At 68.8% G+C, this 17,957-nt stretch carries 15 protein-coding genes; 2 read left to right on the top strand and 13 right to left on the bottom strand.

Annotated features, from left to right (window positions below; translation table 11 throughout):
• Positions 1 to 68: 68 nt before the first annotated feature.
• The 5 genes from DID99_RS05910 to DID99_RS05890 form a co-directional block, all read right to left on the bottom strand.
• Complete coding sequence (locus DID99_RS05910) at positions 69 to 1,361, bottom strand: serine hydrolase (protein WP_185733737.1); 1,293 nt, start codon at positions 1,359 to 1,361, stop codon at positions 69 to 71.
• Entirely contained in the window at positions 1,361 to 2,560 is a 1,200-nt protein-coding gene (locus DID99_RS05905) for a serine hydrolase (RefSeq protein ID WP_124529124.1), read from the bottom strand. The genes DID99_RS05910 and DID99_RS05905 overlap by 1 nt, the downstream gene beginning before the upstream one ends.
• 69 nt (positions 2,561 to 2,629) lie before the next feature.
• The gene (hydA, locus tag DID99_RS05900) at positions 2,630 to 4,045 is read right to left on the bottom strand and encodes a dihydropyrimidinase (RefSeq protein ID WP_124666303.1); all 1,416 of its coding nucleotides are present in this window, start codon (positions 4,043 to 4,045) and stop codon (positions 2,630 to 2,632) included.
• A gap of 10 nt (positions 4,046 to 4,055) precedes the next feature.
• Complete coding sequence (locus DID99_RS05895; RefSeq protein ID WP_124486018.1) at positions 4,056 to 4,784, bottom strand: aspartate/glutamate racemase family protein; 729 nt, start codon at positions 4,782 to 4,784, stop codon at positions 4,056 to 4,058.
• A gap of 52 nt (positions 4,785 to 4,836) precedes the next feature.
• The gene (locus DID99_RS05890) at positions 4,837 to 6,135 is read right to left on the bottom strand and encodes an MFS transporter (RefSeq protein WP_124486017.1); all 1,299 of its coding nucleotides are present in this window, start codon (positions 6,133 to 6,135) and stop codon (positions 4,837 to 4,839) included.
• Between the two features lie 172 nt (positions 6,136 to 6,307).
• Here DID99_RS05890 and DID99_RS05885 point away from each other — a divergent pair, with 172 nt between their 5' ends.
• On the top strand, positions 6,308 to 7,021 hold the full coding sequence (locus DID99_RS05885) for a GntR family transcriptional regulator (RefSeq protein ID WP_124666302.1): 714 nt from the start codon (positions 6,308 to 6,310) through the stop codon (positions 7,019 to 7,021).
• A gap of 59 nt (positions 7,022 to 7,080) precedes the next feature.
• On the opposite strand, the gene DID99_RS05880 is transcribed toward DID99_RS05885, so the two are convergent.
• A complete protein-coding gene (locus tag DID99_RS05880; RefSeq protein ID WP_124666301.1) occupies positions 7,081 to 8,265 on the bottom strand; it encodes a M20 aminoacylase family protein in 1,185 nt (394 codons plus the stop codon).
• A 38-nt stretch (positions 8,266 to 8,303) separates the two neighbouring features.
• Positions 8,304 to 9,626 (bottom strand): PLP-dependent lyase/thiolase, encoded by a 1,323-nt coding sequence (locus tag DID99_RS05875; RefSeq protein WP_124666300.1) that lies wholly within the window; start codon positions 9,624 to 9,626, stop codon positions 8,304 to 8,306.
• Between the two features lie 181 nt (positions 9,627 to 9,807).
• On the opposite strand from DID99_RS05875, the gene DID99_RS05870 reads away from it, so the two are divergent.
• Positions 9,808 to 10,284: an Lrp/AsnC family transcriptional regulator gene (locus DID99_RS05870; RefSeq protein WP_124520132.1), complete on the top strand. Its 477-nt coding sequence runs from the start codon at positions 9,808 to 9,810 to the stop codon at positions 10,282 to 10,284.
• A 10-nt stretch (positions 10,285 to 10,294) separates the two neighbouring features.
• Here DID99_RS05870 and DID99_RS05865 read toward each other — a convergent pair whose 3' ends face one another.
• From DID99_RS05865 to DID99_RS05840, 6 genes are all read right to left on the bottom strand, one after another.
• On the bottom strand, positions 10,295 to 10,912 hold the full coding sequence (locus tag DID99_RS05865) for a PolC-type DNA polymerase III (protein WP_124666299.1): 618 nt from the start codon (positions 10,910 to 10,912) through the stop codon (positions 10,295 to 10,297).
• A 231-nt stretch (positions 10,913 to 11,143) separates the two neighbouring features.
• Entirely contained in the window at positions 11,144 to 12,868 is a 1,725-nt protein-coding gene (locus DID99_RS05860) for a tannase/feruloyl esterase family alpha/beta hydrolase (protein ID WP_124666298.1), read from the bottom strand.
• Positions 12,869 to 12,896: 28 nt separating this feature from the next.
• Positions 12,897 to 14,036, bottom strand: a complete 1,140-nt coding sequence (locus DID99_RS05855; protein ID WP_124520138.1) for a porin — start codon at positions 14,034 to 14,036, stop codon at positions 12,897 to 12,899.
• A 67-nt stretch (positions 14,037 to 14,103) separates the two neighbouring features.
• Positions 14,104 to 15,309, bottom strand: coding sequence for a 3-(3-hydroxy-phenyl)propionate transporter MhpT (gene mhpT / locus DID99_RS05850; protein ID WP_124666297.1), 1,206 nt, complete (start codon positions 15,307 to 15,309; stop codon positions 14,104 to 14,106).
• 273 nt (positions 15,310 to 15,582) lie between these two features.
• Entirely contained in the window at positions 15,583 to 16,077 is a 495-nt protein-coding gene (locus DID99_RS05845) for a MarR family winged helix-turn-helix transcriptional regulator (protein ID WP_027790251.1), read from the bottom strand.
• 122 nt (positions 16,078 to 16,199) lie between these two features.
• Positions 16,200 to 17,948, bottom strand: a complete 1,749-nt coding sequence (locus DID99_RS05840; RefSeq protein WP_124520140.1) for an acyl-CoA dehydrogenase — start codon at positions 17,946 to 17,948, stop codon at positions 16,200 to 16,202.
• Between the last annotated feature and the right edge of the window lie 9 nt (positions 17,949 to 17,957).

The raw sequence follows: 17,957 nt of genomic DNA, 5'->3' as shown, positions 1-17,957 counted from the left end.
CGGGCACGCCCACGGAGCACGCACTCACTTCCCGCTCCACACGCAGCGCCGCACACGTATCGACGCGCCTACTTCGGCAGATCCGTCGGATCGAGCTGCGTGCCGGGCACGCCTGCGGTGCGCGCACTCACTTCGAGTTCGTCGCGCAGCGCCGCAAGCGTATCGCCGGCGCCGCCGCCCTGCCCCGACGCCGCACCGCCATCGAGCGCCGGCAGGATGTAGCCGTTCACCATCCGCCGGAACAGCTTCACGTTCTCCGCGTCGCGCAGGCCGCCGTCCACCGGCAGCACGCCCGTCATCACGATCACCGTATTGCGCTTCGGCAACACCGTGATGAATTGCCCCTTGAAGCCCATCGCGTCGAATTCCGGCTCGCTGTCGACGATGTTGTTGATCCACCAGTAGTAGCCGAAGTGCTGCGACACGCGCGGCGCCGTCATCTGCGCGATCCACGCCCGCGGCACCACCTGCCGCCCCTGCCAGCGCCCGCCGTCGAGCACGAGCATGCCGATCTTCGCCATGTCGACGGCGCGCAGCCGCAGCCCCCAGCCGGCCGACACGAGCCCGGTGCGATCCGCGCGCTCCCATGCCGCGCGCTTCATGTCGAGCGGGCCGAACAGGTGCGTGCGCGCATAGCGCTCGACGGGCTCGCCGGCCGCCGCGCTCAACATCGCCGACGCGAGGATCGGGTTCACGTCGGTGTACTCGAACGCGGTGCCCGGCGCGACCTTCGGCGCGGCCGACGCGGCGAGCTTCAGCCGGTCCGGCGCGGTGTAGTAGATCGGATCGTCCTTCGGGCTGAAGTCGTAATGCAGGCCGCTCGACATCGACAGCACGTGCTTCAATTCGATGCCGCGCTTGTCCGCGAGCGCGCCCCCGAGCTCGGGGCGCCACGCGGCAAGCCGCGCGGCCACCGGCTCGTCGAGCTGCACGGCGCCCTGCTCGACCAGGATGCCCGCGACGAGCGACGTCACGGCCTTCGTCACCGAGTACAGCTCGTAGGTCGAGTCGCGCGACGCGTTCGCGCCGTAGCGCTCGAAGATCAGCTTGCCGTCCTTCACGACGAGCAGGCTGTACACGTCGAGCTTCTGCTCGCGGATCCAGCGCGACAGCGCGACGAGCCTGCGCGAATCGACGCCGACGTCTTCGGGTGCGGCCGCCGCGATGCCGGTTTCATGCAGCGGCAACGCGTCGGCCGCGTGCGCCACGGACAGCATCGGTGCCGATGCCGAGGCCAGCGCCCCGCCGCCGATCAGCAACGCGGCAACCCGTGCGAGCAGCCGGCGCATGAACGGCGCAGCGGGCCGCCGTGCATCGGAACGCCACACGGACGAATGGTCACTGAAATTCGCAATCCTCATCAAATCTCCGGTGCATCGTTGAACGCGGTGGCGGTACCGGGCACCCCCTTCGTCTGCCGGCTGCGCTCGAGTTCGTCGCGCAGCGCCTGCGTGGCTGCCGCGCTTTCGACCGGCGGCCGCGCGGGCGTGAGCGCCGGCAGGATGTAGTCGCCGACCATCCGCCGATAGAGGTTCAGGTAGGTCGCGTCGCGCAACCCGCCGTCGGTCGGCAGCAGGCTCGTCATCACGACGACCGCGCGCTGCGCGGGCAGCACCGTGATGAACTGCCCCTTGAAGCCCATCGCGCCGAATTCCGGCGTGCCGCGCTCGACGACATGGCCGATCCAGCAGTAGTAGCCGTAGTCGGCCGCGGCCGGCGATGGCGTCGTCATCTGCCGGACCCAGCCGGCCGGCACGACCTGCTTGCCGTTCCAGCGGCCATTGTCGAGCAGCAGCATGCCGATCTTCGCCATGTCGACGGCGCGCAGCCGCAGGCCCCAGCCACCCGCCACCGCGCCGGTGCCGTCGGCGCCGCTCCAGCGGTAGTGCGCGAAGCCGAGCGGCTCGAACAGCCGCTCGCGCGCGAAGTCGTCCTCGCGCTCGCCCGCGGCGATCGACACGGCCGTACCGACCAGCACCGGGTTCACGTCGATGTAGTCGAAATGCGTGCCGGGCGGCTGCGCGGCACGGCTCGTCACGGCAACCTGCAGCCGGTCGGGCGCGTCGTAGTACAGCGGATCGGTGCCTTCGCGCGTCGTGTAGCGCAACCCGCTCGACATCGACATCAGGTGCCGCAGCTCGATATCCTGCTTGTCCGCGAGTTCGCCCGCGAGATCGGGCCGCGCGGCCGCGATCAGCGGCGCGACCTTCGTCGACGGGCCGAGCTTGCCCTCGCCGTCGAGAATGCCGGCGAGCAGCGCGGTGATCGTCTTCGTCACCGAATACAGCTCGTAGTTGTTGTCGCGCGTGAGGCCGTCGCCGTAGCGCTCGAACACGATCTTGCCGTCCTTCACGACGACCAGGCTGCGCACGTCCATCCGGTCGCGGCGCAGCCATTCGGACAGCCGCACGAGCGGCGCCGAATCGACGCCGGCCGCTTCGGGCACGACGCTCGGCGGGTCCTGCGGCGCGCCGCCGGCAGCCAGCGCCGGGCCGCCGCCGCATGACCCGGCGACGATCGCCGCGGCCGCGAGGCCGCGCATTGCGAGGGAAACGCTCATCGTAGCTCCTGTTGAAACGGCGCCCGCCGCGTCGCGCGGGCGCTCACATCGCAATCGCATCGCGCGACATCAGTCGAGGCACGGCTTGCCGGCCGGCAGGAACTGCCCGCGCCCCGGCTCCGCCGCGACCAGCCGGCCGTCCTCGACGAGCAGCTCGCCGCGCGACAGGCAATGACGCGGCCAGCCCGTCACCTCGATCCCTTCATAAGGCGTGTAGTCGACCGCATGATGCAGCGACGCATTCGCGATCCGCACGCGCTTGTCCGGATCCCACACGACGATATCCGCGTCGGCGCCGACCGCGATCGTCCCCTTGCGCGGATACAGCCCGTACAGCTTCGCGGGGCGCAGCGACGTCAGCTCGACGAACTGGTGCAGCGACAGGCGCCCGTTGCGCACGCCGTCGAACAGCAGCGGCAGGCGCGTCTCCAGCCCCGGAATGCCGTTCGGGATATGGTCGAACGAGACGGCCTGCCCGCCCGGATGCTTGCCGCACGGATCGTCGTAGTTGAACGGCGCGTGATCGGACGAGAATACCGAGAACACGCCCTGCTTCAGCGCCTTCCACACCGCCTGCTGGTTCGCCGGATCGCGCGGCGGCGGGCTGCATACGCATTTCGCGCCTTCGTAGCCGTCGTGACCGTGATGACCGAGATCGGCGGCCGTCAGATACAGGTACTGCGGGCAGGTTTCAGCGAGAATTGGCAGCCCACGCGACTGCCCCCAGCGAATCTGCTCGATCGCCTCGGCGCCCGATACATGCACGATCAGGATCGGCACGTCGACGAGTTCCGCGAACGCGATCGCGCGATGCGTCGCCTCGCGCTCGACCACGGCCGGCCGCGCGTGCGCATGAAAATGCGGCGCGACGTGGCCGTCGCCGAGCAGCCGCTCGGTCAGCCAGCCGATGCAGTCCGAATTCTCCGCATGCACCATCACGAGCGCGCCGTGCTCGCGCGCGACCGACAGCACGTCGAGCATCTGCCGGTCGTTCAGCTTCAGGTCGTCGTAGGTCATGTACACCTTGAACGACGTGTAGCCGTTCGCGATCAGCCGCGGCAGCTCGTCGGCCAGCACGTGCGGCGTCGGATCGGCGACGATCAGGTGAAAACCGTAGTCGATCAGCGCGCGCCCTTCCGCGCGCCGGTGATAGTCGTCGACGGCCGCCTGCAGCGACTGCCCCTTCGCCTGCGCGGCGAACGGCACGACGGTGGTCGTGCCGCCGCACAGCGCGGAGCGCGTGCCGGACAGGAAATCGTCGGCCATCTTCAGCCCGTCGGGCATCGGCTGGTCGAGGTGGCAGTGCGCATCGACGCCGCCCGGCATCACGAGCATGCCGCTCGCATCGAGCTCGCGCGGCGCGCGCGGCAGCCCGTGGCCGAGCATGGCCACGCGCCCCGCGCGGATGCCGATGTCGCACGAGAACCGGTCCGCCGCCGTCACGACGTCCGCGTGACGGATCACGAAATCGAGATCGTTCGACATGACGCGCGCCTCAGATCACGTCGCTGAAGAGACGCCCCCAGCCCTTCACCTGCCGCGTGTCGTAGTCGGCGAGCTGCAGCGACTTCCACACGACGGTCGAGATCGTGTCGTAGATCGGAATGCCCGTCTCTTCCTCAAGCGCCGGAACCAGGTGCGCGGCGTTCAGGTTCGTGCAGAAGATCGAGATCGCGCGCGGGCCGGCCTTCGCCACTTCGCGCACCATCCCGCCGATCTGGTCGCCCGTCACTTCGGAGAACGAGAAATTGACCTTCAGGTTCAGATGGCGCTCGGCGATGCAGTTCAGCCCCGAGCGGCGATAGTTGTCGACGATCTTCGTCTGCACGTCGTCGAGATACGGCGTGACGAGGCCGAACTCGTGCGCGTTCGTCTTCTTCAGGATCTCGTTGAGCGCGAGCACCGAGGTCGTGGCGGGGATCCCGGTCGCTTCGGTGATGCGCTGGCACAGCCGCTCGTCGGCCTCGAAGCCGAGCCAGCCGGACGACGTGCCGTTCCATGCGATCACGTCGACCTTCGCGTCCGCGAGCAGCATCGCGGCCTGGATGATCTTGTCGTCGTCGAACTGGCCGAGCGCCTGGCCCGTCAGCGAGATTTCGGTGACGGGAAAGCGCGCGAAGTGCGCGGACACGCCCGGCAGGCCGGCGACCATCGCGCTCGTCAGCGGTTCGAGCGACGTGTTGGACGAAGGGGTGAGCATGCCGAGCAGGGTACGTTTCTTCATGATGGGTTTTCTCTCTACCAATGAATGCAGTCGATGCAGTGAAAGGGGTCGGTCAGACGGGGAGCTTGTTTTCGTAGTCGATCGCGCTGGAGCACACGAACAGGCCGACGCCGGCCGCCGCGAACACCATCAGCGCAAGGAAGTAGGAACCGGTGAACTGCACGATCGCGCCGACGAGGATCGGCACGGTGATGCCGCCGATGTTGCCGCCGAGGTTCATGAGGCCGCCGAGGAAGCCGATCTTGTTGCGTGTGCCGAGCGACGACGGGATGCACCAGTACAGCCCGCACCAGCGCAGGAAGAACAGCGTCGTCGACAGCAGCGCGACGCACACGACCGGGCTCTTCACGTAGGCGACGGAAAAGATCGACACGGTCGCGATCACCGCGGCGATGCCGAACAGCGTGCGCATCACGACGTTCGGACGCCCGCCCGCGGCTTTCCACTTGTCGGCGATCCAGCCGCCGAGCAGCTCGCCGACGAAGCCGCAGAAAAAGATGATGAAGGTCGACCCGCCCATCTGCTTGATGTCGAAGCCGTGCACCTTGTGCAGGTAGTTCGGCATCCACGTGAGCAGCCCGTAGAACACGCTGTTGAAGCACATCCAGCCGAAGAACATGCACCACACCGAGCGGTACTTGAAGAAGTCGCGCGAGCGCCCCGATGCACCGGCCGGCTCGGCCGCGAGGTCGCTCGCGTGCGACGCCTCGATGTAGTCGGCCTCGAGATCGTTGACGCCCGGATGCTCGCGCGGCGTGTTGCGGATGTAGTACCACGCGAGGAAACCGGCCAGCACGGTGCCGACGCCGGCCACCGCGAACGCGAGCCGCCACGAGCCGAGCAACGCGATCAGGCCGGCGATCAGCACCGCGCCCAAGGCCGCGCCGAGCGGCGCGCCGCCGTCGAGCAGCGTGGCGCCGCGGCCGCGCTCGGTCTGCGTCATCCAGATCGCGTTGAGCTTGCCGCCGGCCGGATAGATCGGCGCTTCGGATGCGCCGAGGCCGAGGCGCGTGAGCAGCAGCGACGGCGCGTTCGTGCACAGCGCGGCGATCGCCTGGAAGAAGCCCCAGAACACGGTCGCCGTCGCGATCACGATGCGCGGCTTGAACCGGTCGGCCAGCATCCCGCCCGGGATCTGCATCACCGCATAGGTCCAGAAGAACGAGCTGAGGATCAGGCCCTCCATCGCCGGCCCGATCTTGAACTCCTGCGAGATGTAAGGCATGGCGACGGACAGCGACGCGCGATCGACGTAGTTGATCGCGATGAGGCTCAGCATGACGACGAATATCTTCCAGCGGACGGCGGACTTGCCGACCGTCAGGGCGGCGACACCGGAGGTTGAAGACATGGACGGACTCCAGGGATGAACGAGGATGGTCAGGACGTCGCGCAACGTTGAGCCGAGTATAGGATTAGAAATTTATAATTACCGTTAGCGTAAACGCTTGGTTTCATTGAATTTGTTTTATCACTATCGTGGTGCAGGGTAAGCCCCGATATCGTGATAAGCTTGCGCCATCATGAGCCAGACACCCCGCAATCCCCTGCTTCTGCGCACGCGCGGCATGGCCGCGGAGATCGCCGCGCGCCTGCGCGTGATGATCGACGAGGGCGAACTGCCGCCCGGCGCGCGGATCGACGAAAAGGAACTGAGCCTCGCGTTCGACGTGTCGAAGACGCCGCTGCGCGAAGCGCTGAAGGTGCTCGTCGCGGAAGGCGCCGTCACGCATCGCCAGTACATCGGCTATCGCGTCGCGTCGATCGACATCGACGATCTCGTGTCGACGTTCGAGCTGCTGCACGGGCTCGAGGCAATGGCGGGCGAATTGCTGCGCAAGCGGATCGGCACGTCGACGCTCGCCGCGCTGCAGGCGAAGCACCGGCGGATGGTCGAGTGTCACGAGGCCGGCAAGCGGGTCGAGTATTTCCGGCTGAACCAACAGATTCATCAGATGATCATCGACGCGGCCGGCAACCCGGTGCTGTCGGGCATTTATGCGTCGCTGATGTCGAAGGTGCACCGCGCGCGCGGCGCCGCGAACGCGGACACGCTGCGCTGGGCCGAATCGCTGCACGAGCACGAAGCGATCATGGCTGCGCTCGCCGATCCCGACCACGCACGGCTGCCGCAGGTGCTGCGCAGCCATTCGGAGAACACCGCGCGCGAAGTGCTGGCGATCCTCGATCGCACCGGCACGGCCGACGTGTCGGCCAAGCGGGCGGCCGAAGCGTAACGGCCTGCCGGCGAACCGAACGCGTAGCGGGGCCCTGCGAACAGACCGCCGACGGCCTGCTACGCCGCCTTCAACGCCCGTCGCGCCACCTCCGCGAAATACCGCGCGCCGACCGGCAGAATCTCGTCGTTGAAATCGTACGCCGCGTTGTGCAGCGGCACCCCGCCGCGCTCGGCCGCGTCGCCGTTGCCGATGAACACGAAGTTGCCCGGCACCGCCTGCAGGAACGCGCCGAAGTCCTCCGAGATCATCATCGGCTGCACGTCGGCGTTCACCGCGTCGGCGCCCGCGACGTGCGCCGCGGCCTCGACGGCCATGTCGACCCATTCCGGGGAATTCACCGTCGGCGCGAACTCGTGCGTGTATTCGAACGTGCAGGTCGCACCGTGCGCGCGGCAGATCCCTTCGCTGATCTCGCGCATCCGTGTTTCGAGCAGCGTTTGCACGTCGCGCGCATAGCTACGCGTGTCGCCCTTGATCGTCACCGTCGACGGCAGCACGTTGCGCAGCCCGTCGGTGATGAACTCGGTGCACGAGATCACCGCCTGCAGGCCCGGATCGAGATTGCGCGACACGATCGTCTGCAGCGCGAGCACGATCTGCGAGCCGATCACGATCGGATCGATGCCCATGTGGGGGCGCGCCGCATGCGTGCCGCGCCCGTCGATCCGGATCACGAAGTTGTCCTCGCTCGCCATGATGCCGCCCGCGCGCGTCGCGAACGTGCCGGCGCGCATGCCCGGCATGTTGTGCGCGCCGAAGATCGCGTCGACCGGGAAGCGCTCGAACAGCCCGTCGGCCATCATCGCCTTCGCGCCGCGGCCATGTTCCTCGGCCGGCTGGAAGATGAAGCGCACGGTGCCGTCGAAGTCCTTGCGCTCGGCCAGCAGTTGCGCGGCGCCGAGCACCATCGACATGTGTCCGTCGTGCCCGCACGCGTGCATCTTGCCCGGCGTGCGCGACGCATGTTCGCGGCCCGGCGCGTGCTCGGCGATGTTCAGGCCGTCCATGTCCGCGCGGATGCCGATCGCGCGCGTGCCGGTGCCGGCCGTCAGGTTCGCGACCAGCCCCGTGCCGCCGATCCCGCGCTGCACGTCGAGCCCGAGTGTCGTCAGGATCCGCGCGACGTAGTCCGACGTGTTTACTTCCTCGAAACCCGTCTCCGGGTGCTGGTGCAGATGCCGGCGCCAGGTTTTCAGCCGGCCCTGAAGCGTGCTTCCTGCCGTTGCGTCCAGTGCGTCCATCGTGCTTGCCTCGTCGGTCGTCAGGTCGTTCGGGTCGCTCAGGCTTCCGCGGCCGCGCGGGTCCGCGTCAGCCAGTCGCGCTGGCGCGCCAGCACCGCGTCGGCCGTCTCGCCGACACACCGTCGGTAGACGCTCGGCGCGGTCGCGCCTTCCGTGTTGATCGCCAGCACGCGCGCGTTCGCATCGAGCCCCGCCTGCCGCGCCAGCGCCGGATCGCGCATCAGCACGGTCAGCCCCGCGATGCCCGCCGCGCCCGACTCGCCGGACACGAACGGCACGTCGCGTTCGCTGCCGGCGGCCAGCGCGCGCATCGCCTGCACCGCGTCGTCGTCGTCGATCAGCATGAAGTGATCGATGCCCGGCTCGAGAAAGTCCCATGCGAGCGGCGACGCCTCGCCGCACGCGAGCCCCGCCATCACCGAGTCGACGCTGCCGGTCGCGTTCGTCGCGCGCCCGGCGAGCGCGCTCTGGTACAGGCAATCGGCCTGGCGCGGCTCGACGACGATGAAATGCGGCCGCCGTGCGCCGGCATGCTCCCACAGATAGCTCGCGACACCGGCCGCAAGGCCGCCGACGCCGCCCTGCAGGAACACGTGCGTGAACGGCCGGTTATCGCCGCTGCCATCGCCGCTGCCATCGCCGTCGCCGTCGCCATCGCCATCGCCATCGCCATCGCCATCGCCATCGCCGAGGTTGCCCTCTCCCGCCGCCTGCGCGAGCGCCTCGGCCGCGATCACGCCGTAGCCCTGCATCACGTCGCGCGGAATCGCCTCGTAGCCGTCGTACGACGTATCCGACACCACGTGCCAGCCGTTCGCGTCCGCGAGCTGCGCGGCGTGCACGACCGATTCGTCGTAGTTGCCGGCGATCCGCACGATCCGTGCGCCATGCGCGGCGATCGCATGCTCGCGCTCCGCGTCGACGTGCGCGTGCAGCACGATCACGCAGCGGCAGCCGATCGCGCTCGCGGCGGCGGCCAGCGCTCGGCCGTGATTGCCGTCGGTTGCGCTGATCACCGTCAGGTCGGCCAGCGACGCCGCGTAGCGGCCCGTGACGAGCCCCTGCGGATCGAGCGCCTCGTTGCGCCGCAACCGCTTCACGAGCCGCATCAGCGCGATCGGCGCGCCGAGCGCCTTGAAGCTGCCGAGCGGCGAACGGCACGCTTCGTCCTTCACGCTGACGCTCGCGACGCCGAGCCGCGCGGCCAGATCGGGCAGCGCGCGCAACGGCGTGCGGGCCGCGCCGACGAGCGGCCAGTGCGCGAGCCACGCGCCGCTCTCGTCGGCCGCGGCGATGTTCATGATGCGGCGCAGCGTGTCGGGATAGTCGGTGCGCGACGCGCGGGGATTGGCGATCAGCATGGCTGGAAGGGCTCCGGAAATTGGCCGCGCGGGCGGCCCGGCGGTGAATGCGGTGCGGGCGCATACGGGTTGCGCACGCCGTCGGTCCGAAAAATAATATTGCGCATCCCGGTCAATAAAATCGCCAAATCGGCGTTCCGGACGCAAAAATTTCTCATTCTTTCGAGGCTGCCGCACCATCATGCCCACCCCACTCGATGCGTTCGATCGCAAGCTGCTGATGGAAGTCCAGCGCGACGCGAACACGCCGCAGACCGAACTCGGCGCCCGCGTGAACCTGTCGACCGCCGCCGTGAACCGCCGCCTGCGGCGGCTCGCGGAAGACGGCGTCATCGTGCGCTACACGGCGGTCGTCGCGCCGGAGAAGGTCGATCATCCGCTGACGATCGTCGTGAACGTCGAGGTCGAGCGCGAGCAGATCGACCAGCTCGACGCGATGAAGCGGACCTTCGAGCGCTGCCCGCAGATCCAGCAGTGCTACTACGTGACCGGGGAATGGGATTTCGTGCTGATCCTCGCCGTGCGCAACATGGATCAGTACAACGCGCTCACGCGCGAGCTGTTCTTCGCGAACAACAACGTGAAGCGCTTCAAGACGCTCGTGAGCATGAGCCGCGTGAAGGTCGGGCTCGAGGTGCCGATGGATCCCGGCGAGTGACGCTCGAACGTCAGCGCCTGTCGGCAGCCAATGAACCGAAAAACGTCGCGACCTTCGCCTTGCTCGTCGTCTGCAATCGCGACATCAGCCCGTGATCGACCTGCCGCAACCCGTAAGTCTCCCCGATGTCGCGCTGCATCCGGCACCACAGATGGCTCGCGATCTCCGCGTCGACCATCGCGCGGTGGGCACGGCCCGTCTGCGGCAAGCGCAGCATGGTCGCGAGGTTCGACAGCCGGTGACTCTGCGCGTGCGGGTAGAGGCGCCGCGCGACGAGCATCGTGCATGCGAACGCATGCTCGGCCGCCATCCCGAGCATCCCGAGTTCGGCCTGCCAGAACCGCTTGTCGAACCCGGCGTTGTGCGCGACGACGGGATGGCTGCCGACGAACGCGGCGGCTTCCTTCATGACCTTCGCCACCGGCGGCGCCGACGCGATCATGTCGTTCGTGATCCCCGTGAGCGCGACGACGTCGGACGGAATGCGGCGGCCGGCGTTCATCAGGCTCTGGTAGCGGTCGACGATCTCGCCGTCGCGCAGCAGGATCACGGCGATCTCGGTCGCCCTGTCGCCCATGTTCGGAGAAAGCCCGGTTGTTTCGAAGTCGAGTACCGCTACGGTTTGCATGGTCGAATCGGAGGAAGGATAGCTGGCGGCGCACGTCGGCCGGGACGTGTCTCGCCGACGCGAAAGCGCCACAGTGTATCCCCGGATGCCGCGTCGGGCGGCAAACTCGATCGTCATGCGCGGCGCACCGCCGTTTCCATCCGGACGGACCGGCACGCTCGCGCCATCCGCCGCCGAACAGCGGCGAATGTACCGAAGCTTCCGCGCGTCGGTACATCCCCCTTCCCTACATCATCGACAACTGAAGCTCGCCGCCGAATTCACGTCGCCCGAGCCGTTGTAACGCGCGACCTGCGGATACGGGCACAACGGCCGCGTGCGTCCCGCGCCCCACGACGTCGGCACGTCCGCGTTCGGCACCGCGTTCGTCGTGTCGCGCGCCGTGGCGACGATCGCCGCGGGCGCCTGCCCCTGCTCGACCCACGCGACGAGCGGCGTCAGCATGTCGAACTGGTCGGCCGCCGGCCCGCCCGAGCAGTGGTTCATGCCCGGCACCGGATAGAAGCGCGCGAAGCCCGACGCGTCGCCGCCGTTCGCCTGCGCGAGCCGCCCGTACCAGTCGCTCGTGTCGTTGAACGAGAACACCGGGTCACCGGTGCCGTGATAGACGAGCAGCTTCGCGCCGCGCGATTTCAGCGCGGACAGGTTGGTCTCGTCGGGCGGCGTCATGAACGACCACGACGATTGCGTGTACACGCCGTTCGTCGCGAAGATCGCCGGCGCGTCGTTGTCCATGTCGAAGCCGAGCGCGAAGCCGGTGAGGTTCGCGAGCGTCGCGGCGGTTTTCGGCGGCGTCATGAACGTGAACGCCATCGCGGCCGGGTCGAGCGTGACCGAATTCGACTGCTTCCACGCGGCCCAGCCGCCGCTGGCCATGCCGGGATCGTACGGAAAGCTCGCATAGAGCGCCGTGCCCGCGCTGTTGCGCGCGCCCGCGAACACGTTCTCGAGCGCGCTCTTCTGCGCGGTCGTGAGGCACGCGCCGGTGCGCGTGCCGTTCGCGCAGGTCGGGATGTCCGTCTCGACGCTGAAATGCGCCTGGCACGCGGCGACGTCCTGCACCATCCCGTCGGCCACGCCATCGAGCGCATCGCACTTGTCGAGAATCTTCGCACCGACGAACCGGCGTTCCGCATCGGTGAAGCCGCTGCGGATGTCGGGCAGCCCGTTCGTCCCGGTCGCCGACGCGATCTTCGCGAACTGCTGCGCGCCGTACATCTCGCCGATCGCCGCCTTCGGCAGATGGAAGCCCGGATCGCCCGCGATGATCCCGTCGTAGTCGCCCGCGTTGCGCACGGCCGTGACCATCGCGTGCCGGCCGCCGTTCGAGCAGCCGCCGAAATAGCTGCGGTCGGGCGTCTTCCCGTATGCGAGCCGGATCACCTGCTTCGCCATCGGCGTGAGCGCGTCGACCGCGCCGTAGCCGTAATCGATGCGCGCCTGCGGATCGAGGCCGAACAGCGGGTTCTGCGCGGCGCTGTGCCCGGAATCCGAGCTGATCACCGCGAAGCCCTGGTTCAGCGCATCGGTCAGCGGCCCGCCGCCGCCGACCTCGCCGGTCGCGGTCACGATATTGCCGTCGAGCCCGCCGTTCGCCTGGTAGAAGAAGCGGCCGTTCCACGCTTTCGGCAAGCGCATCTCGAAGCCGATCGCATAGGTCTTGCCGTCCACCGCGCTCACGCGCTCGTTCATCTTCCCGTCGATCACGCAGTGCTCGGCGATCGGCTTGCCGGCCACCGTCAGCGCGCCGGCGGCCGCGGTCGTCACCGACGTGAACGACGTGTTCGCATACGCGAGCTTCGCGGCGAGCGCGTCGCACGTCTGCGCCATCGCGGCCGGCGTCGCGGCGCTCAGGTGCGTCGGCGTGGCGCTGACCGAATCGTCGCCGCCGCAGCCGGCGAGCATGGCCGCCGCGGACAGCGGCGCAATACAGAGGAATGCAGATTTCCTGTTCAAGATAGCTCCCGTTCGTCTGGCTGCCGGATCAGAACATGTGCCGCACGCCGACCATCGCGCCGAGCTGCCCCATCCCTGCGCCGGGCGTCGTGCCGGGCCCGCCGCCGCTGACCGCGTAGCGTGCATGCGCGCTGTTCCACAGATACGACGACTGTGCGTAGACGGCCGTGCGCTTGCTCAGCAGATAGGTCGCGCGCAGCGTGGCCATCGTCGCGCGCGTGTCGTGCGCGCTGTTGACGATCCGGTAGCCTTCGCCGTCGACGACGAAATCGGGCTTCACCGCATACGACGCGCCAAGGAAGAACAGGTCCGAATGCGCGCCCGGCGCGGCCGGCGAACCGGTCGACACGCGCCGCCCGATCCAGCCCGCGCCGATCCGCGCGCCCGCCGCCTGCGCATACGCGCTCACGTGCGTGCGCGCGTCCTTGCCGCCGCTGCTGGTAAAGGCGACCGGCGCGACGCCGTCGAAGAAGTTCGCGGCCGCGCCGGTGCCGCCGCGCTGCTCCTCGTACGACGCCGCCGCACCGAAATACGCGCTGTCGTACTTGAGCATCACCGACCAGTTGCGGCACTGGACGGCATCGCCCGGCACCTGCCCCGCGCAGGTGCCCTGCCCCGGCGAGTTGCCGGTGCCCGCGCCGTCGCGGCCGAACGAATACGCGGCGCCGAGCGTCACGCCGCGATAGGTGCCGACGTAGGTCACCGCGTTGTCGGCGCGGCCGTTAGGCACGTATGCGTCGAACGAGCCGAGCCCGTAGATGTCGGGGCCGATGATGTCCGCGCCCTGCAGCGCGAGATAGGTCATCGTGTACTGGCGGCCGAACGCGAGCGTGCCGAAGCCGCTCTTCAGCCCGACGAACGCCTGCCGCCCGAACAGCCGGCCGCCCTGGCCGAGATCGCCGCCGCGCACGTTGAAGCCGCTTTCGAGCGTGAATACCGCCTGGTAGCCGCCGCCGAGATCCTCGGTGCCGCGCAGGCCCCAGCGCGACGGCAGCTCGCCCGTCACGCCCGGCATGCGCACGACGTGGTCGCCGGCCGCGTTCGCGTGCGACACGAACTCGACGCCCGTATCGATGATCCCGTACAGCGTCACGCTCGACTGCGCGTGCGCGCCGGTCGCGGCGAGCGCGCATGCGCCGGCCGCCAGCAAGGCTTTGGTGTGCTTCATGGGGTTCGTCTCCAGACCTGTGTCGTAATCGCGCTCTACCGGCGCTCGTGGTTGAAATGGGAAGAAATCAGTCGTGCGCCTGCGGGCGCCGGATCAGCACCAGCGCAGCGACGGCGGCGACGAGCGTGACGGGAATGCTCGCGCCGATCACGACCGACGCGCTGCGGCCCATTGCGAGCAGTTCGGCGGCGGCGAGCGGCCCGACCACCGAGCCGAGGCGGCCGACGGCAACGGCGGAGCCGACGCCGGTGCCGCGCATCGCGGTCGGGTAATAGATCGCGGCCAGCGCATACAGCACCGACTGGCCGCCGACGACGAACATCCCGGCCGCGAACGCGGCGGCGGACAGCCACAGGAGTCCAGGTGCGATCGCCAGCGCGGCAAGCGACAGCACGATCCCCGCGTACATGCCACCGACCACGCGCGATGGACGCAAGCGGTCCATCGACACGCCGATGCCGAGCACGCCGAGGCCGCTGCCAATGTTGAAGAAGATCTGCACGATACCGGCCTGGCTGCGAGCGAGCCCCTTCGCGGCCATCAGCGACGGCAGCCAGTTCAGCAGGAAATACAGCACGATCAGCGTGCAGAAGTAGCTGAGCCACAACGCCAGTGTCGTGCCGGTGCGCGAGCCGCCGAACAGCGTCTGTCCGACGCTGGGGCGCGCCGCGCCCGATGCGCTGACGTCGAGGAACGCACGCGATTCGGGCAGCAGTGCGAGCAGCAGCGGCGCGAGCAGCAGCGGGCCGACGCCCCCGACATAGAAAATGTGCCGCCATTCGGTGTCGCCCGCGAGCAGCACGCCGATCAGCGACGCGATCACGCCGCCGAACGGAATCCCGCAGTACATCACGGCCACCGCGCTGCTGCGCGAGCGTGCGTCGACCGCTTCCGACGACAATGCAATGAGGTTCGGCATCGCGCCGCCGAGGCCGAGGCCGGTCAGCGCACGAACGGCGACCAGCATCGCGAAGCTCGACACCTGCGCGGTCGCGATCGACAGCAGCCCGAACAGGCAGACCGACGCGATCAGCACGTGCTTGCGGCCAACCCGGTCGGCCAGCCAGCCGCCGAGCATCGCGCCCGGCAGCAGGCCGAACGTGCCCGCGCTGAACGCGAGCCCCATCTGTGAAACCGAGAGCCCGAATTCGTGGGCCATGCGCGGTGCCGCGACGCCGACCGACTGCAGGTCGAGCCCCTCGAGCAATGCGATCGCGAAACATAGGCCGAGCGTCGTCGCGACGGCCGGCCTTGCGGCAACGGAAGTGTCCATGTCGTCTCCTAACCGTGACTCGCGCGGCATACGCGGAACGCATGCGCGGTGTCCTTGCTTTATCGTGATCGGGTCTCGTCAATTTATCAGGTAACCTGATTAAGAACCCGAAAGAAAATCCCGTCGAGGGACGGGATGATTTAATAACAGGTAACCTGATATTTCAAGTGTCGCGAGCGCGGTGTTAACCCGCAACCCGTTCGCAACCCGGGCCACGCTGCGGCGTGGCCCGGCGCGGCCGGCGAAACCGGAACGAAAGACGCGGCGGCGTGCTCAGTCGCGCAGGTTGCGCACGAACAGTTCGAGCGTACGGTGAACCTGCGCGACGTCGTCGGCGCTCACGTCGTCGCCGAGCATCCGGCGTTCGAGCGGCCGCAGCACCTGCTCGCATTCGCGCAGGATTGCCGAGCCCTCGTCGGTCAGACGCAGCAGGATCACGCGGCCATGGCTGGGATCGGCCTCGCGCGTCACGAAGCCGCGGGCGGCCATCGCAACCATCACTTCGTTCGCGGATTGCGGCGTGATGAACGAGCGCACCGCGAGTTGCGCATTGGACAGCGCGCCGCGCGCCTCGAGCACCGACAGCGCCGTGTACTGCGCGAGCGTCACACCGAGCGGCGCGAGCGCATCGCTCATCTGGCGGCGCAGCAGCCGGTCGAGATTGCCGATCAGGTAGGTAAGCCGCTGCTGCGAACGCATGCGCGGCCTGGCTTCGCTGGCGCGGGCCGTGCGTTTCGTGCCGGCCGGTTTGACGGGTGTCGAACTCATGAACGTGTCGGAAGGAGGATCGCGGGCCATCTTACCTCACGCGGTCCGTATATCGGCCCGCACGGCGGCTCGTGCCGGCCGGCGAGCCGCCCCGGGCCGTCCACGCCCGGCTCGGACGAACCTTATGCCGCGGCAGCCGGCAACGCCGCGCGGCAGCCCGCGTCCACCAGCGCGAGCCGGTGTGCGAATGCCGCGAGCGGATAGTCGAAGAAGTAGGTGCCGACCGCGCGCTTGCCCGCACGGAACGAATCGTCTCCCGGCGCATCGCCGACGATGCGCAGCGTGCGCGCCCACGCGAACGCGAGCAGCAGCCAGCCGACCAGCGCGAGATAGTCGTCCGCGACCCGGTAGGGCAGATCCGGATCGTGCTCGCTCGCGCGGATCACGCCGGCCGTCACGCGCTCGAGCTCCGCGCACAGCGTGGCGACGCGCGCCCCGGCGTCCCTCGCCCGCTCGTCCGCCGCCTGGACGCTCTGCGCGGCTTCCGCGCGAATCAACTCGAGCAGCGCATGCAGCGCCTCGCCGCGATCCCCCAGCACCTTGCGCACCAGCAGATCGATCGCCTGGATCTCGTTGGTCCCTTCGTACAGCATCGACACGCGGCAATCGCGCACCGTCTGTTCGATCCCGTATTCGTGAACGTAGCCGTAGCCGCCGAATACCTGCAGCGCGTTCGACGCGGCCGCGAAGCCGTTCGCGGTGAAGAACGCCTTGGCAATCGGAGTGAGCAACGATGCCAGCCGCGACGCCGCGAGCCGTGCCGGCGGCTGCGGATCGTGCGCGGCGACGTCGAGCCAGTGCGCGATCCAGTAGCCGATCGCGCGCTCGCCTTCGACGATCGCCTGCGCATCGAGCAGGATGCGGCGGATCGCGGCATGTTGCGCGATCGGCGCCGCCCTGCCCTGCACGCGTTCGCGCGCATAGGCCGACGCGGCCTGCCACGCGCTCTGCGCATGCCCGACACCCTGCATGGCGACCTGCAGGCGCGCCGCGTTCATCATCACGAACATCGATGCGAGCCCGCGATGCGGCTCGCCGACGAGCCAGCCCGCGGCCGCGTCGAAACGCATCGTGCAGGTCGGGCTTGCCTTCAGCCCCATCTTCTTCTCGATGCCGTCGCACCAGACGCCGTTGCGCACACGGCCGCCCGGCGCGTCGAGCCACTTCGGCACGACGAACAGCGACAGCCCCTTCGTTCCCGCCGGCGCATCGGGCAGGCGCGCGAGCACGAGGTGCACGATATTGTCGGTCAGGTCGTGCTCGCCGCCGGTGATGAACAGCTTGCTGCCGCTGATTCGGTAGCCGTCGGCGGCCGGGTCCGGCACTGCCTGCGTGCGCAGCAGGCCGAGATCGCTGCCCGCCTGTGGCTCGGTGATGCACATCGTCGTCAGCCACTCGCCGCTCGCGATCTTCGGCAGCACGTCGCGCTTCAGGCGCTCGCCGCCGTGCGCGCGCAGGCACGCCACCGCGCCGTGCGTGAGCCCCGGCGACATCAGCCACGCGTGGTTCGCCCCCGCGAGCATCTCCTGCAGCGCGACGTCGAGCAGATGCGGCAGCCCCTGGCCGCCGCAATCGGCGTCGAGCGCCAGCGTCGGCCAGCCGGCGTCGACGTAGTCGCGGTACGCATCGCGAAAGCCCGCCGGCATCGTCACTCCGGCACCGTCGAACCGGCAGCCCTCGAGATCGCCGGTCGAATCGAGCGGCGCGATGCGTTCGACCACGAAGCGGGCGGCTTCGTCGAGCACTTGCCCGGCAGTCGACAGGTCGAGCTCCGCCCAGTCGGGCACGCGGCGCCACAGCGCCGGCGCATCGAGCCATTCGCCGATCACGAACAGCATGTCGCGCAATGGCGCGCAATACGCGTTGCTCATCGCGCGCAC

It is taken from the genome of Burkholderia sp. Bp8986 (assembly GCF_003854225.1).
Taxonomy (GTDB): domain Bacteria; phylum Pseudomonadota; class Gammaproteobacteria; order Burkholderiales; family Burkholderiaceae; genus Burkholderia.
This window is presented reverse-complemented; position numbering and strand designations above follow the sequence as displayed.

What these genes read in the sequence shown, in the direction of transcription:
- hydA (WP_124666303.1), bottom strand. Translation starts at nt 4,045, where the DNA reads ATGTCGAACGATCTCGATTTCGTGATCCGTCACGCGGACGTCGTGACG.
- DID99_RS05875 (WP_124666300.1), bottom strand. Translation starts at nt 9,626, where the DNA reads ATGCTGATCGCCAATCCCCGCGCGTCGCGCACCGACTATCCCGACACG.
- DID99_RS05890 (WP_124486017.1), bottom strand. Translation starts at nt 6,135, where the DNA reads ATGTCTTCAACCTCCGGTGTCGCCGCCCTGACGGTCGGCAAGTCCGCC.
- DID99_RS05855 (WP_124520138.1), bottom strand. Translation starts at nt 14,036, where the DNA reads ATGAAGCACACCAAAGCCTTGCTGGCGGCCGGCGCATGCGCGCTCGCC.
- mhpT (WP_124666297.1), bottom strand. Translation starts at nt 15,309, where the DNA reads ATGGACACTTCCGTTGCCGCAAGGCCGGCCGTCGCGACGACGCTCGGC.
- DID99_RS05865 (WP_124666299.1), bottom strand. Translation starts at nt 10,912, where the DNA reads ATGCAAACCGTAGCGGTACTCGACTTCGAAACAACCGGGCTTTCTCCG.
- DID99_RS05840 (WP_124520140.1), bottom strand. Translation starts at nt 17,948, where the DNA reads ATGAGCAACGCGTATTGCGCGCCATTGCGCGACATGCTGTTCGTGATC.
- DID99_RS05870 (WP_124520132.1), top strand. Translation starts at nt 9,808, where the DNA reads ATGCCCACCCCACTCGATGCGTTCGATCGCAAGCTGCTGATGGAAGTC.
- DID99_RS05905 (WP_124529124.1), bottom strand. Translation starts at nt 2,560, where the DNA reads ATGAGCGTTTCCCTCGCAATGCGCGGCCTCGCGGCCGCGGCGATCGTC.
- DID99_RS05880 (WP_124666301.1), bottom strand. Translation starts at nt 8,265, where the DNA reads ATGGACGCACTGGACGCAACGGCAGGAAGCACGCTTCAGGGCCGGCTG.
- DID99_RS05910 (WP_185733737.1), bottom strand. Translation starts at nt 1,361, where the DNA reads ATGAGGATTGCGAATTTCAGTGACCATTCGTCCGTGTGGCGTTCCGAT.
- DID99_RS05845 (WP_027790251.1), bottom strand. Translation starts at nt 16,077, where the DNA reads ATGAGTTCGACACCCGTCAAACCGGCCGGCACGAAACGCACGGCCCGC.
- DID99_RS05885 (WP_124666302.1), top strand. Translation starts at nt 6,308, where the DNA reads ATGAGCCAGACACCCCGCAATCCCCTGCTTCTGCGCACGCGCGGCATG.
- DID99_RS05895 (WP_124486018.1), bottom strand. Translation starts at nt 4,784, where the DNA reads ATGAAGAAACGTACCCTGCTCGGCATGCTCACCCCTTCGTCCAACACG.